At 70.3% G+C, this 14,543-nt stretch carries 13 protein-coding genes; 3 read left to right on the top strand and 10 right to left on the bottom strand.

Annotated features, from left to right (window positions below):
* Positions 1-215: 215 nt before the first annotated feature.
* Together RIC31_RS21700 and RIC31_RS21695 are read right to left on the bottom strand one after the other, a co-directional pair.
* Entirely contained in the window at positions 216-1,142 is a 927-nt protein-coding gene (locus tag RIC31_RS21700; protein ID WP_350112793.1) for a dihydrodipicolinate synthase family protein, read from the bottom strand.
* Positions 1,143-1,367: 225 nt separating this feature from the next.
* Positions 1,368-2,150, bottom strand: a complete 783-nt coding sequence (locus tag RIC31_RS21695) for an HpcH/HpaI aldolase family protein (protein ID WP_350112790.1) — start codon at positions 2,148-2,150, stop codon at positions 1,368-1,370.
* A gap of 153 nt (positions 2,151-2,303) precedes the next feature.
* Here RIC31_RS21695 and RIC31_RS21690 point away from each other — a divergent pair, with 153 nt between their 5' ends.
* Positions 2,304-3,737: an FAD-binding oxidoreductase gene (locus RIC31_RS21690; protein WP_350112787.1), complete on the top strand. Its 1,434-nt coding sequence runs from the start codon at positions 2,304-2,306 to the stop codon at positions 3,735-3,737.
* A 3-nt stretch (positions 3,738-3,740) separates the two neighbouring features.
* Here the strand turns inward: RIC31_RS21690 and RIC31_RS21685 are convergent, their stop codons facing one another.
* Together RIC31_RS21685 and RIC31_RS21680 are read right to left on the bottom strand one after the other, a co-directional pair.
* Positions 3,741-4,994: a GAF domain-containing sensor histidine kinase gene (locus RIC31_RS21685; RefSeq protein WP_350112784.1), complete on the bottom strand. Its 1,254-nt coding sequence runs from the start codon at positions 4,992-4,994 to the stop codon at positions 3,741-3,743.
* An 86-nt stretch (positions 4,995-5,080) separates the two neighbouring features.
* Positions 5,081-6,280 carry an MFS transporter gene (locus tag RIC31_RS21680; protein ID WP_350112781.1) on the bottom strand — a complete coding sequence of 400 codons (1,200 nt, stop codon included), beginning with the start codon at positions 6,278-6,280 and terminating at the stop codon, positions 5,081-5,083.
* 74 nt (positions 6,281-6,354) lie between these two features.
* On the opposite strand from RIC31_RS21680, the gene RIC31_RS21675 reads away from it, so the two are divergent.
* On the top strand, positions 6,355-7,161 hold the full coding sequence (locus tag RIC31_RS21675; RefSeq protein ID WP_350112778.1) for an AraC family transcriptional regulator: 807 nt from the start codon (positions 6,355-6,357) through the stop codon (positions 7,159-7,161).
* A 17-nt stretch (positions 7,162-7,178) separates the two neighbouring features.
* On the opposite strand, the gene RIC31_RS21670 is transcribed toward RIC31_RS21675, so the two are convergent.
* The 6 genes from RIC31_RS21670 to RIC31_RS21645 all read right to left on the bottom strand — a co-directional run bounded on the left by RIC31_RS21670 (position 7,179) and on the right by RIC31_RS21645 (position 13,678).
* On the bottom strand, positions 7,179-8,177 hold the full coding sequence (locus tag RIC31_RS21670; protein WP_350112775.1) for a hydroxyacid dehydrogenase: 999 nt from the start codon (positions 8,175-8,177) through the stop codon (positions 7,179-7,181).
* Positions 8,178-8,314: 137 nt separating this feature from the next.
* The gene (locus tag RIC31_RS21665) at positions 8,315-8,638 is read right to left on the bottom strand and encodes an NIPSNAP family protein (protein ID WP_350112772.1); all 324 of its coding nucleotides are present in this window, start codon (positions 8,636-8,638) and stop codon (positions 8,315-8,317) included.
* Between the two features lie 83 nt (positions 8,639-8,721).
* Positions 8,722-10,245, bottom strand: coding sequence for a bifunctional metallophosphatase/5'-nucleotidase (locus RIC31_RS21660; protein ID WP_350112769.1), 1,524 nt, complete (start codon positions 10,243-10,245; stop codon positions 8,722-8,724).
* Positions 10,246-10,319: 74 nt separating this feature from the next.
* Positions 10,320-12,224: a cobaltochelatase subunit CobT gene (cobT, locus tag RIC31_RS21655; protein ID WP_350112766.1), complete on the bottom strand. Its 1,905-nt coding sequence runs from the start codon at positions 12,222-12,224 to the stop codon at positions 10,320-10,322.
* Positions 12,225-12,248: 24 nt separating this feature from the next.
* Entirely contained in the window at positions 12,249-13,256 is a 1,008-nt protein-coding gene (gene cobS / locus RIC31_RS21650; protein WP_350112763.1) for a cobaltochelatase subunit CobS, read from the bottom strand.
* Between the two features lie 44 nt (positions 13,257-13,300).
* A complete protein-coding gene (locus tag RIC31_RS21645) occupies positions 13,301-13,678 on the bottom strand; it encodes a J domain-containing protein (RefSeq protein WP_350112760.1) in 378 nt (125 codons plus the stop codon).
* Positions 13,679-13,986: 308 nt separating this feature from the next.
* Between RIC31_RS21645 and RIC31_RS21640 the strand changes: the two genes are divergently transcribed.
* A complete protein-coding gene (locus RIC31_RS21640) occupies positions 13,987-14,262 on the top strand; it encodes a BolA family protein (RefSeq protein ID WP_502990140.1) in 276 nt (91 codons plus the stop codon).
* The last annotated feature ends 281 nt before the right edge of the window (positions 14,263-14,543 follow it).

Genomic DNA, 14,543 nt, shown 5'->3' with positions numbered 1-14,543 from the left:
CCCGGCCGCCCGATTCGGCGCGCACGCCTGGTGGGGGTCGCAACGAGCTATGCCGCCGCATTCGAAGACTCGTCAGTGAACGGTGTGCCGTGGTCCATCGGATGCAGGTGCAACAGCGACGGCATGGCGGTCAAGGTGTTGGCGGCAGGCCACTGGACTCATCGCATCGCCGCCCGTCGATGCAATGCGGATGGCGGCGGCACCGGCCCGCATGCCTATTTCCCCCACTTCAGCGCCAGCACGTCGGCCTCGCGCGCCAGTTCCAGCAGGCCGGCCCGGGTCGCCGGGTGCAGCGGCTCCAGCGGGTGGCGCACGGCGTCGCTGCGGATCACCCCGCCCTCCATCATCGCGGTCTTGCAGGCCCTGAGGCCGCACTGCCGGTTCTCGTAGTTGATCAGCGGCAGGATGCCGGCATACAGCCGCGCCGCCTCGGCCCGCCGGCCGGCCAGATGCTCGGTCACCACCGGCTTGATCAGGTCGGGCAGCAGCGCGCTGCACATGGTGCCGGTGGCGCCGGCGTCCAGGTCGGCCATCAGGGTGATCGACTCCTCGCCGTCGAACGGCCCCTGGATGGCGGCGCCGCCGGCGGCGATCAGGGACCGCAGCTTGGCCGCGGCACCCGCCGTCTCGACCTTGAAATGGGTGACCTGCGGCACCGCCGCGCCGAGCCGGACCAGGAACGGCACCGACAGGGTGACGCCGGACAGCGGTGCGTCCTGCACCATGATCGGCAGGCCGGAGGCTTCGGCGACCGCCGCGAAATGCTCGAGGATCCCGGCCTCGTCGGCCTTCAGCGCTGTGCCGTGATAGGGCGGCATCAGCATCAGCATGGACGCCCCGGCGGTGGCGGCGCGCTGCGACCGCTCGGCGGCGAGGCGGGTCGAGAAGTGGCTGGTGGTGACGATCACCGGCACCCGGCCGGCGACGTGGCTGAGGCACAGGTCAAGCAGGGTGTCGCGCTCGGCGTCCGACAGCAGGAACTGCTCGGAGTAGTTGGCCAGGATACAGATGCCGTCGACGCCCTGGTCGATCATGCAGTCGAGCACCCGCTTCTGGCCGTCCAGGTCGAGGGCGCCGGCCTCGGTGAACGGCGTCGGGGCGATCGGGTAGATGCCGCTGTTCGGCATGGCGGGAACGGGCATGGCTTCCTCCGGGATGTCTTCTTGCGTCTGGTGTGCATGGGTTTCGGAGCGGCGGGTGGTTTCCGGAGCCGGGCGCTCGCGCGCCCCCTCCGGAATGACGATGTTTGGGAGGAACAGTTCGCTCGTCCGGTACGCCGGCCATCCCTCCCTCCGTCGTCCCGGAGAGCCCCGGATTCGATCCGGGGCGGCTCCGGGATCCACGATGCGACGGGCGCCCCGTTTCGGCTAAAGCATCGCGCGCAGCGTCTTGGTGCGCTCGGTCGCGGCCTGCATCAACAGCGGGAGGTCGTTGCCACCGAGGATCAGCCGGGCGCCGATCTCGATATAGCGCTGCATCAGCGGCGGGTCATAGACCCCGCCCATGCCCGGGTGCTTGCCGTGCTTGCGGCAGGCCTCGACCACCGTCTCGTAGGCCTTGGCGATGTCCGGGTGCCCGACCTGGCCCGGGATGCCCATCTCCATGCTGAGATCGCTGGTACCGATCAGCAGGGCGTCGACCCCGGGCACCGCGGCGATCTCGTCGGCGCGGGCGATCGCCTGCGGCGACTCCAGCATGATCACCAGCAGGGTCTCGCGGTTGATGGTCTCGGTCGCCTCGGCCAGCGGCGTCGGCCTGAAGTCGAGCTGCGGCAGCGCACCGGTGACCGAGCGATGACCGACCGGCGGATAGCGGCACTGGCTGACCATGCGGGCGGCGGTCGCGGCGTCGTCGACATGCGGCACCACGACGCCTTGGGCGCCGCCGTCGAGGGCGCGGGTGGCGTGGAACGACTCGTAGCCGGGGACCCGCACGACCGGGGTGATGCCGGCGTCCTGGGCGGCGACGCTGATCTGCACGGCGGTGTCCAGGTCCATGGAGTTGTGCTCCATGTCGATGAACAGCCAGTCGAATCCGGCGGTGCGCATGGCCTTGGCGATGTCGACGGTGCGCGCCTGGCGCAGCCCGATGCCGAGCGCGAGCTGGCCGTCCCGCAGCCGGTCGAGGGCGGCGTTTTTCAGGTCGGTCACGGAAGCCTCCGGGGTGATATCTGGTATGACCGGTCGATCAAAGCAGGGTTCGGGCGGCGCGTCATCCACCTGTTCCCGACTTGCCGCAACCCGGCGTGCCGCGCCACACTCCCGGCAACCGACGTCGACAAGACCATCCACCGGAGGAAGCCCTTGAACCAGCAGACCCCGCCGGCGGCGGCCGCCGAGGCCGTGGCGCGCATCAAGCAGGCGCTCGGACCCAAGGGCTGGCTGGAGGACCCGGCCGACACCCTCAAGTACCGCACCGACTGGCGCGGCCGCGACGTCGGGGAGGCCTTGCTGGTCGCCCGCCCGGCCACCACCGAGGAGGTCGCCGTGGTGGTGCGGATCTGCGCCGGCGCCGGCCTGGCGATCGTCCCGCAGGGCGGCAACACCGGGCTGGTGCTGGGCTCGATCCCGACCGAGCCGCGGCCGGCGGTGGTGGTGTCGCTCGATCGCATGACACGGATCCGCTCGCTCGACCCGGCCAATTTCGCGCTGGTCGCCGAGGCCGGCTGCGTGGTCAAGGCGGTGCAGGAGGCAGCGACCGCCGCCGACCGGCTGTTCCCGCTGTCGCTGGCGTCCGAGGGCAGCTCGACGATCGGCGGCACCCTGTCGACCAACGCCGGCGGCAACCAGACCATCCGCTACGGCAACGCCCGCGAGCAGGTGCTGGGGCTGGAGGTGGTGCTGCCGGACGGCACCGTGTTCGACGGCCTGAACACCCTGCGCAAGAACAACACCGGCTACGACCTCAAGCACCTGTTCATCGGGGCCGAAGGCACGCTCGGCATCGTCACCGCGGCGGCGCTGCGGCTGATGCCGGCGCCGCGCGGCCGCGAGACCGCGCTGCTGGCGGTGCCGGACCCGGCGGCGGCGCAGGCGCTGCTGGGGCGGGCCCGCGAACTGTCGGGCGACACCGTGCTGGCCTACGAGCTGATGCCGCGGATGTGCCTGGACCTGGCGATCCGCCACATCGAGGGCATCGCCGACCCGCTGGCGGCGGCGTCGCCCTGGTACGTGCTGGTCGAGCTGGCGACCGCCTCGCCGATCGACGACCTGCGGGCGAAGCTGGAGGCGATCCTGGCCGAGGCCATGGAGCAGGGCCGGGTGACCGACGGCGTCGTCGCCGAGAGCGAGGCGCAGCGGGCCGCGCTCTGGCGGATCCGCGAGGAGCAGGCCGAGGCCGGCCGGCGCGAGGGCGGCGGCGTGTCCTGCGACGTCTCGGTGCCGGTCAGCGCGGTCGCCGACTTCCTGGCGCGGGCCGAGGCGATGCTGCGGGCCGAGGAGCCCGACCTTCGGCTGAATACCTTCGGCCACATGGGCGACGGCAACATCCACTACCTGATCCTGCGGCCGCTCGCCATGGACCCGGACGCCTGGAAGCAGCGCAGCCACGATCTCGTGCACCGGCTGAACGACCTGATCGCCTCGATGGGCGGCAGCTTCTCGGCCGAGCACGGCATCGGCGCCCAGAAGCGCGACGACCTGGTGCGCTACGCGGCACCCTCGCGGCTGACCTTGATGCGGGCGGTCAAGGCGGCGATCGACCCGGGCAATGTCATGAATCCGGGGAAGGTGCTGTAGCGGCTACGCCGCGCTCGTCAGGATCCGCACCTTCGGCAGCGTGATGACCACCGAGGTGCCGGCCCCGGGCGCGCTGTCGATGACCAGGGTGCCGCCGTGCAGCTCGACCAGCCGGCGGGCGATCGGCAGGCCGAGCCCGGTGCCGCCGATCGACGGGGCGGTCTGGCTGGGTTCGACCTGGCAGCGCCCGTAAGGCTGCATGGCGCGCTCGATCTGTGTGGAGGACATGCCGGGGCCGGTGTCCCGGACGCGGATCTCGACCGGATCGCCCTCGCGGAACTCGACGATCACCTCGCCGTTCTCGGCGCCGAACTTGATGGCGTTGCCGACGATGTTGATCAGCACCTGCTGGATGGCGCGCCGGTCGGCGCGGGCGCGCGGTCCGTTGCGGCCGTCGATGCGCAGGCTCACCCCGCGGGCGCCGGCCAGCGGCTCCAGCATGCGTCCGGTCGCGTGGGCGACCGCCGCCAGGTCGACCCAGTCGGATTGCAGTTCGACGGCGCCGGCCTCGATCCGGGCGAGGTCCAGCAGGTCGTTGATCAGGTCCAGCAGGTGCCGGCCGCTGGTGGCGATGGTGTCGACGGAGTCGAGGTAGCGGTCCGGCATCGGCCCGTACAGCTGCAGGCGGAGCATGTCGGCGAAGCCGATGACCGCGTTCAGCGGGGTGCGCAGCTCATGGCTCATATGGGCCAGGAACTCGCTCTTCGCGCGGTCGGCCATCTCGGCTTCCATCTTGGCGCGGGCCAGGTCGGCGACCGCGTCCACCATGGTCTGCCGCGACTCCAGGAAACGGGTGGCGATCTGCGCGAGATCCTTCAGCGAGGCGCGCTGGTCGTCGTCGAGGCGCTGCGGCCGGTCGCTGACCACGCACAGCGACCCGACCCGGTGGCCGCTGCGCAGCCGCAGCGGCGCCCCGGCATAGAACCGGATGTGAGGCGGGCCGGTGACCAGCGGATTGTCGGTGAACCGCGCGTCGGTCCAGACGTCCTCGACCTCGGTGATGTCGTCGCCGGACAGCGAGACCGCGCACAGCGAACCCTCGCGCGGGAGCTCGCGCATGTCGTCCAGCCCGAGCGTCGACTTGAACCAGACCCGGTCGGTGTCGACCAGGCCGATCGCCGCCATCGGCACCCCGCAGGTGCGGGCGGTGAGGCGGGTCAGCTGATCGAAGGCCTGCTCGGGCGGCGTGTCGAGCACCTGCAGCGCCCAAAGGGCTGCCAGCCGCGCGTCCTCGTCCCTCGGATCCGGCAAGACCATGCCGCCTCCACCCTCATCGGAAGGTCCCTCACCGATGACGATGCTATTGCCGGTCGGTTAACGCGGCGTAAACGGCGGCCCGACGGTCACTCGCCGGCAGCGACTGCGGCCGCCCGGCGCGGCGCCGGCAGGAATGCGACGGCCACGGCGATGGCACCGGCGCAGGCGGCGCAGATCAGGAACAGGGTGGCGAAACCGTCGCCGGCCGACACGTCGTGCAGGCGCGAGATCGCCGGGACCACGGTCGAGGCGACCGCGAAGGACAGCACGTATTTCACCGAGTAGGCGCGCGCCCGCCAGTGTTCCGGGGTGTTCCGGGCCACCAGGGTGTCGGTGATCGGGATCTGGCCGAACACCAGCATCATCATGGCCAGCGACACGCCGAGCATGACCGAGCCGGTCGCCTCGGCGGCCACCAGGAACACCAGGACGTCGCCCAGGGTGAGCAGCAGGAAGACCAGGCGGATCGAATAGCGGTCGATCAGGTGGCCGACCGCCACCTGGGTGAAGGCGGCGGCCGCGAAGACCAGGGCGATCAGGCCGCCGGCGCGCGAGGCACCTTCGGTCAGCGCCATGACCCGTTCGTCGAAGATCTTCGGCAGGGCGATGGTGGTGGCGTTGAAGATGAAGCCGCCGACCGCGGTCGCGAAGAACACGATCGCCAGGATCCGCTTCCACTGGTCGCTCGGCAGGGCCTTCGCCTTGCGGGCCGCCGTGCCGGCCTCGGTGGCGGCGCGCCCGGCGACGCTGCGGCAGTGCAGGACCCAGAAGCCGCCGATCGCCATGCTGAGCAGGCCCGGCACCACGAAGGCGGTCCGCCAGCCGTAGGCGTTGCACAGGAAGGCGGCCAGCAGCGGGGCGGCGGCCACGCCCATGTTGCCCCAGACCCCGTTGACGCCGAGCCGGCGGCCGACCGCGCCGCCGCCCTGGCTGACCATGGCGATCCCGACCGGATGGTAGATCGCCGCGAACACCCCGATCGCCAGCAGGCCGGCGGCGATCTGCATCCGGCCGTCGGCGAAGCCGGTCACCACGCCGGCGGCGCCGATGCCGACGAAGAACAGCGCGATCATGCCCTCCCGGCTCCAGCGGTCGGCCAGCCAGCCGGCCGGCAGCGAGCAGGCACCGAAGGCGATGAAGCCGGCGGTCGAGAGCACCAGCAGTTCGCCGTAGCTCGATCCCATCTCGGCGGCCATGAACACGGCGGCGGTCGGAAACACCAGCATCATCAGGTGGTCGACGGCGTGGCCGGCGTTCAGGAACAGGAAGCGTGTGTCGAGACGCATGGACTCCTCCCTCGCGACGGAGAGATGATGGTCCAACTGAGAGTTTCCGTCCTTCGATATAACGCCAACCTGTGTTGAAAACCGGACAGACCCTGCGCAGCCGTGATCCGGCCGTCGAGGCCCGCCAGCGCTGGCCCAAGGCGATCGTCGGCTATGCCGTCGACTATGCCGCCGGCCACAGTACCGGCCGGCATGCCCACGACCGTGCCCAGCTGGTGCATGGCGAGAAGGGGGTAATGACGGTCCGGACGGACGACGGCGCCTGGGTGGTGCCGCCGGGTTATGCCGTGTGGGTGCCGGCGGGGGTGGTGCACGAGGTCCGGGCGGCCGGGGCCGTCGCCATGCGGACGCTGTATCTGCGCGCCGATTCCGGGGTCCCGGTCGGGCCGCGTTGCCGGGTCGTGCGGGTGCCGGCCCTGGTCCGTGAGCTGATCGCCCGGGTGGTGCGGTTGCCGGAGGACTACCCCGAGCCCGGGCCGGAGTCGCGGGTGGTCGCGGTGCTGGCCGACGAGCTCGCCGACCTGCCGGCGGCGCCGCTCGACCTGCCGCTGCCGCGCGACCGACGGGCGGCCGCGGTGGCCGAGGCACTGATCGGCGCACCCTCGGACAATCGCGACCTGGAGGCCTGGGGCCGGTCGGTCGGCGCCAGCGACCGCACCCTGGCGCGGCTGTTCCGCAACGAGACCGGCCTGACCTTCGGGCGCTGGCGCCAGCGCCGGCGCCTGCTGGCCGCGCTCGAGCGGCTGGCGGCCGGCGAGCCGGTGACCGCGGTCGCCCTCGACCTCGGCTACGACAGCCCGAGCGCCTTCATCGCCATGTTCCGCCGTACCCTCGGCGCCCCGCCGACCCGCTACCTGCGGTACGGCGGGGAGCGGGCGTAGGGCGGTCGCGGTCGGCTCTACCCGAGCACGTCCTTGTTGATCACGTTCTCGGAGATGATGGCGCCGTCGAACGCGCTGAGGATGTTCTTCGCGGTCTGCAGGCCCATGCGGTCGAGCGCCTCGCGGGTGACGCCGGCCAGGTGCGGCGCGGTGATGACGTTCGCCAGCCTGAACAGCGGGTTGTCCGGCTGCGGCGGCTCCTGGGCGAACACGTCGAGGCCCGCCCCGGCGAGCCTGCCGCCGGTGAGCGCGGCATGCAGGGCCGGCTCGTCGACGATGCCGCCACGCGCGGTGTTGACCAGATAGGCCGTCGGCTTCAGCCGCGCCAGGCGCGCGGCGTCGAACAGCCCAACCGTCTCGGGCGACTTCGGGCAGTGGATGCTGACGAAGTCGGCGCCGGCCAGCGCCGCGTCGAGGTCGTCCACCGCCTCCGCCCCGGCCTCGGCGATGCCCGCGGCGGCCGTGTACGGATCGTAGACCTGGACGTTCATCTCCATCGCCACGCAGCGCTTGACCAGCCGCGACCCGATCCGGCCGAACCCGATCACGACCAGGGTCTTGCCGAGCAGGTCGAAGGGAATCCCGCCGAGCCGCTCGGCCCAGCGACCCTCCTTCACCAGGGCGTCGAGCTCGGCGCCGCGCTTGGCGAGTGCCATCATCATGAACAGTGCGGCTTCCGCCACCGACGGCGAGTTGGCCGTGCCCACGGTCATCAGCGGAACGTTGCGCCTGCTCAGCGCCGGCAGGTCGATGGCGTCGAAGCCGACGCCGATGCGCGTGACCACGCGCATGTCGCCGGAGGACTCGAGCTCGTCCTCGCCGAACCGGGTCGGGCCGAGCGCCACGGCGTGCACCGGTGCGTGCGCCCTGAGCAGGGTATTGAAGTCGGCCTGGCCGATGCCGTTCGGGAAGGTCAGGACCTCGATGTCGCTCCGTCCCTGCAGCAGCACCATGCCGCTGGCGGCGAAGGTCTCGGTCACCAGAACTCTCTTCCTGTTGGTCGTCGCAGTCGCCATCGCGTGTCCTTCCCGGAGCGGGTGTTCGGCGCCGTTGCCGCGCCGTATCGCCAGACCAAGTTCGTGGTATGCGGCTGCCGGCGGCGCCGGCGAGGGCGGCGGCCCCCGCCGGCGGCCGGTCAGGCCGGAGCGCCTCGTCAGCGCTTGAACGGATAGAAGCTGACGTCGTTGTAGAGCCAGTTCTCCTGCTTCTCCAACGCGCCGAGCTTGGCGCTCTCGGCGATGTAGGTCTTCCAATCCGGGTCGGCCTGCATGGCGGCCCGCTTCTTCTCGCGGTCGCCGGCGTTGTCGTAGGCCCAGATGTGGATGTAGGCGTTCGGATCGCCGGTCTCGCACTTGGCGTACAGCACGGGCTGGCCGAGGTTGCGGGCCTGGGCCTCCTTGCCGAGCCGCTCGTACAGCTCGAGGTGCTTCACGATGGTGCCTGGCCGGCAGGTGTACTTGCGCACGTCGAACAGCATGGACGGGTCCTCCTGGATTGGTCGGGTGGTCTTCTAGGTGGGACCGGGAGCTTAGCGCAGCAGGCGGCGGCGGGAACAGCCGATCAGTCGAGTCGCCGGATGCGACCCTCGACCTTCGGCGCCACGGTGCCGAGCCGCGCGATGTGGTCGATGATCTGGCTGGCAAGCAGCTTCGCCGCGTTGCCGTCGACCAGCGCCGTGCCGGCGGCCAGCGCGGCGTAGCCGTCGCCGCCCCGGGCCATGAAGTCGTTGGTCGCCACCGTGTATCCGGCGGCCGGGTCGAGCGGCCGGCCGTTCACCGAGACGTCCGAGACCCGGGATCCGGCCGGCTTCCGGGCGTCGTAGGCGAAGCCGATGCCGGAGACCTGCGGGAACCGCCCGGCGGTTTCCTCGACCTTGCCGACACCGTTCTCGAGCGCCGCCAGCAGGTCGGCGCCGGTCACCCGCAGCGTCAGGGTCCGGTTGCCGAACGGCAGCTCGGTCAGGATGGTCTTGCCGGTCAGGGGGCTGCCGGCCGGGTAGGTGGTGTCGCCGCGGATGCCGCCACCGTTGATGATGGCGACGTCGACACCGGTCGCCGCCCGCATGGCGTCGGTGAACAGGTTGCCGATCGCGGCTTCGCCGCCGCGCACCGTGGCGCGGCGCGAGTCGAGCTCGGTCGCGGTGGTGCCGACCGGCTGGCCCAGATCGGCGTCGAGCCGTGCGAGATAGCCGTCGACCTTGGCCTGCACCTCGGGGTCCGGGGCGATGGCGGCGGTGTGGATCTGCGCGAAGTCCGGCGTCCAGACCACCTTCGGCCCGCCGCGCTCCTCGACCCGGTCGATGGTGAGGACCAGGCGGCCGACGAAAATGCCCTGCGAGCCGGCCTTCAGCACGGCGTGCCGGCCGTCGTAGTGGGTGAACGCCAAGTGGTCGTGGCCGCCGAGCACGGCGTCGATCCCCGGGGCGGCCCGCATCAGGGCCAGGTCCTCGGCATAGTCGTTGTGGCTCAACGCGATCACGATGTCGGCGCCCTGCTCGCGCAGGGCCTTGGCGAGCCGCGGCCCGGCCTCGGCATAGGCCTCGAAGGTCACGTCCGGGCCCGGGCTGGACACCAGCGGGGTCTCCGGGGTGGTCAGGCCGAGCAGGCCGATCTTGTAGCCGCCGGCCTCGACGATGGTGGCGTCGGCGACGCCCGGGAAGTTCGGCTGGCCCTTCAGCGCGACGTTGCCGGCCAACCATCGGAAGCCGGACTCCGCGACGCGGGCCTGCAGTACCGCGGGGCCGAAGTCGAACTCGTGGTTGCCCAGCACCGCGTAGTCGATGCCGACCGCGTTCGCCATGTCGATCATGTTGGCGCCCTTGTCGATGCCGGACAGCAACGAGGGCGAGATCATGTCGCCGCCGAAGGTCACGATCACCGTGGCGCCGGTGGCGGCGGCGCGGGCCTTCTCGGCCTTGATGGCGGCGGCGATGCGGGCGGCCCCGCCGGCGCCGTCGACGCCCTCGATCCGGTCCCAGTCGTTGACGTGCAGGATCACCAGGGTCGCCGGTGCGGCGGCCAGCGGGCCGGCCAGCCACAGGACGGTTGCGACCGCCAGCAGCGCGGTCCTGAGAACACGGATCATGGGTCGCTCCCTGGGGGTGGGAGCGACAGCCTAGCCGGACTGCGTGACAGTCGGAAGCGCGACAGGAGACCGGATCAGGCGCGGGCGCGCATGCTCCGGCCGCCGGCACCGCGGCCGCCGCGCGCCGCCGCGGCGTTGTCCTTCTCGTCGAACAGCGCCGCCAGCTGCTCCATCATGGTGCCGCCGAGCTGCTCGGCGTCGACGATGGTGACGGCGCGGCGGTAGTAGCGGGTGACGTCGTGGCCGATGCCGACCGCCACCAGTTCCACGGGGGAACGGGTCTCGATGTACTTGATGACGTCGCGCAGGTGCTTCTCGAGGTAGTTGCCGGGGTTGACCGACAGGGTCGAGTCGTCGACCGGGGCGCCGTCGGAGATCACCATCAGGATGCGCCGCTCCTCGGTGCGGGCCAGCAACCGCTGGTGCGCCCAGTGCAGCGCCTCGCCGTCGATGTTCTCCTTCAGGATGCCCTCGCGCAGCATCAGGCCGAGCGACTTGCGGGCCCGCCGCCACGGCGCGTCGGCCGGCTTGTAGATGATGTGGCGCAGGTCGTTCAGGCGGCCGGGGTTGGCCGGCTTGCCCGACGAGATCCAGCGCTCGCGCGCCGAGCCGCCCTTCCAGGCGCGGGTGGTGAAGCCGAGGATCTCGACCTTCACGCCGCAGCGCTCGAGGGTGCGGGCCAGGATGTCGGCGCAGATCGCCGCGATGGTGATCGGCCGGCCGCGCATCGAGCCGGAATTGTCGATCAGCAGGGTCACCACTGTATCGCGGAACTCGGTGTCCTTCTCGACCTTGTAGGACAGCGGGAACAGCGGCGCCGTCACCACCCGCGACAGCCGGCCGGCATCCAGGACGCCTTCCTCCAGGTCGAACTCCCAGGACCGGTTCTGCTGGGCCATCAGGCGACGCTGCAGCCGGTTGGCCAGCCGCCCGATCACCCCCTGCAGGTGCGACAGCTGCTGGTCGAGCAGGGTGCGCAGCCGGTTCAGCTCGTCCGGGTCGCACAGGGTGTCGGCCTCGACCACCTCGTCGAACTCGGTGGTGAACGCCCGGTAGGCGGCGTCCTGCCAGTTGCGGCCGTCCATGTTCGGGTGCATCGGCGAGCCGGGGTTGGCCGGCTCCTCGTCGCCGGAGCCCGGCTCCAGGTCCATCTCCTCGGCGTCCTCGCCGTCGGCGCTCTCGTCGCCGGCCTGCATGTCGGACGGGATGGTCTCGGTATCGGCGCCGTCCTCGGAGGTGCCGCGGGTACCGCCCTCGCTGGTCTCGTCGACGTCGCCGCCCTCGTCCTCGCCCTCGGCGTCGCTGGCATCGTCCTCGGCCATGCCCTCCTCGCCGATCTCCAGGTCGAGGTCGGCGATCATCTGGCGCGAGGCCTTGGCGAAGGCGTCCTGGTCGTCCAGGGTGCGCTCGAGATCCTGCAGGTCGTGGCCGACCTTGCTCTGGATCCACGGCCGCCACAGGTCGACGACCCGGCGGGCGCATTCCGGCGGCGGGGTGCCGGTCAGCGCCTCGCGGGTGATCAGCCGCATGACGTCGACCAGCGAGACGTCGTCCTTCTCGGCACGCTCCAGGCCCTTGCGCCGATAGGTGTCGTCGGTCACCGCATCGAGGTTGCCGGCGACACCGGCCATGGCACGGGCGCCGATCGCCTCGATCCGGGCCTGCTCGACCGCGTCGAAGATCTCGCGCGCCGCCTGGCTTTGCGGCAGCCGGCGCGAATGCACCGCCTCGTCGTGGTGCTTCAGGCGCAGCGCCAGGGCGTCGGACGCGCCGCGCAGGCGCGCCAGGTCCGCCGGGTCCATGTCCTTCGGCGGGGCCGGCAGACGGACGCGGTTGCCGGCCATGCCGGACTGCTCGGCACCATAGGTCACCTCGACCTCGGCCTCGCCGGAGATCGCCCGCATGCAGGCGGCGGTGGCGCGCTTGAAGTCCTCGAACGCGGTGTCGTCCGGCGCCTTGTTGCTGCTGTTGCTGCGCATGGCAGTGCGGTCTCGCGTCGCTTGCTACTCGGCCGCCCGTGCCCCGGCCTTGGCGAGGATCTCGTCGCCGAAGCAGCGCTGGTAGTACTCGGCCACGATCGACCGCTCGACCTCGTCGCACTTGTTCAGGAAGGTCAGGCGGAACGCCAGCTTCAGGTCGCCGCCGAAGATGTCGGCGTTCTCGGCCCAGGTGATCACCGTCCGCGGCGACATGACCGTGGAGATGTCGCCGGCCATGAAGCCGGCGCGCGTCAGGTCGGCGCAGGTGACCATCTTGGACACCATCTCGCGCTTCTCGGCGCCCTGGTAGGTCGGGCACTTGGCCAGCACGATGTCGACCTCGGCGTCGTGCGGCAGGTAGTTCAGCGTGGTGACCACGTTCCAGCGGTCCATCTGACCCTGGTTGATCTGCTGGGTACCGTGATAGAGGCCGGTGGTGTCGCCGAGACCGACCGTGTTCGCGGTCGAGAACAGCCGGAACGACGGGTGCGGGTGGATCACCTTGTTGGTGTCCAGCAGCGTCAGCTTGCCGTCGACCTCGAGCACCCGCTGGATCACGAACATCACGTCGGCGCGGCCGGCGTCGTACTCGTCGAACACCAGCGCCACCGGGTTCTGCAGAGCCCACGGCAGGATGCCCTCGCGGAACTCGGTCACCTGCTTGCCGTCGCGGATCACGATGGCGTCCTTGCCGATCAGGTCGATACGGCTGATGTGGCTGTCCAGGTTGACCCGGATGCACGGCCAGTTCAGCCGCGCCGCCACCTGCTCGATGTGGGTCGACTTGCCGGTGCCGTGATAGCCCTGGATCATGACCCGCCGGTTGCGCGCGAAGCCCGCCAGGATCGCCAGCGTGGTGTCGTGGTCGAACAGGTAGGCGTCGTCCCGGTTCGGAACATACTCGCTCGACTCCGAGAACGCCGGAACCTGCATATCGATGTCGAGACCGAAAGCCTCCCGCGCCGACACGGTGGTGTCCGGCTTGTCGAGACGGTGGGCGGGCTTACGCTCGATGACGGTGTCGTTCGCCATGGACGAATATCCTGTAGGGAAGGAGGCCGGCGCGTCGGAACGGCTCAGCCAAGGAACCGACGCAAAGTCGTATAGGCCTCGTTGATACTTTTCAACCGTTCCTCCGCGCCCCGGTCGCCGCCGTTGGCGTCCGGGTGGTGTTTTTTGACCAGTTCCTTGTACCGGCGTTTCAGTCGGTCGAGGGTCAGGGGCGGGTCGAGGCCCATCACCGCGAAGGCCTGGCCCTCGGGAGATTGCGAACTCGGCCGGGCGGGACCGGCGCGGCGCTCGTCCTCCTCCTCGTCCTCAAAGACCCCGAACGGGTCGCGAACCCGGCGGAAAGCCTGGCCTCGCTTGTTGCCATCGGTCGCGCCGAACCGCCAGGTCGGCCGTTCCCACGTGGTCGAGCGCCGCAGATCCTCCTCGACCTCGGCATCCGACATGCCGGCGTAGTAATTCCACGACCTGTTATATTCCCGCACATGTTCCAAGCAGAACCAGAAATAGTCGCCCAGCCGGTGACGCGACCGCGGAGCCCGATGCTCCCCCGATTCGGTACAACCCGGGTGATCGCAGACTCGAAGCGAGTTCCGCGGATCCAAGCGGTCTGACATCAGACGTTCCGGATTGGCCTTAGCCATGGGAGCGACCATTTAAACGCCGAACGACGGGGGAAGGGGCCGTGCCGGGTCGGCCGACCCCCATCCCGAGGGACCCTAAACGCACGTCACAGAAAGTCCAGAGCATGAGCATGAAAGACACGCTTGCCGCCAAGCTGACCGCGGCTTTCGCGCCGGTTCGACTGGAGGTGGTCGACGACTCTCACCGCCACGCCGGCCATGCCGGCGCTCGGCCCGGCGGCGAGACCCATTTCAACGTCGAGATGGTCTCGGCGGCGTTCGCCGGCAAGTCCCGGGTCGAGCGCCACCGCATGGTGCATGCCGTCCTGGCGGAGGAATTGCGCGACAGCGTCCATGCGCTGGCGCTCAAGCTGGAGGCTCCGGATGGTATGTCGGGCTCGATCTAACAACCAAAAATAGCCGAGAAAGCGCTAAAACATTAAATAGTTGCAAAAGACTGGTTTTCGTGGCATTGCTAACGTAGCGGGAGACAGGCTGGCAGAGTTCGCGCCAAGACAGAATAGTGGGGGCAAACTTGTCCGCGTCGTGGAGTGGGCCCCTCGGGCCGGACTGTTTGAGCGGAATGAATTGACCGTGTGTGCCGGGCTTTCGGAGGATGGAAGCCATGGCAAGACACCGATCCCACAGCGTCGATTTCAAGCGGCAGGTCGCGCAGGAGTTCCTGGCC

This window comes from Thalassobaculum sp. (assembly GCF_040219615.1).
Taxonomy (GTDB): domain Bacteria; phylum Pseudomonadota; class Alphaproteobacteria; order Thalassobaculales; family Thalassobaculaceae; genus Thalassobaculum_A.
The sequence above is the reverse complement of the archived record's forward strand: the minus strand, read 5'-3'. Positions and strand labels throughout refer to the sequence as shown.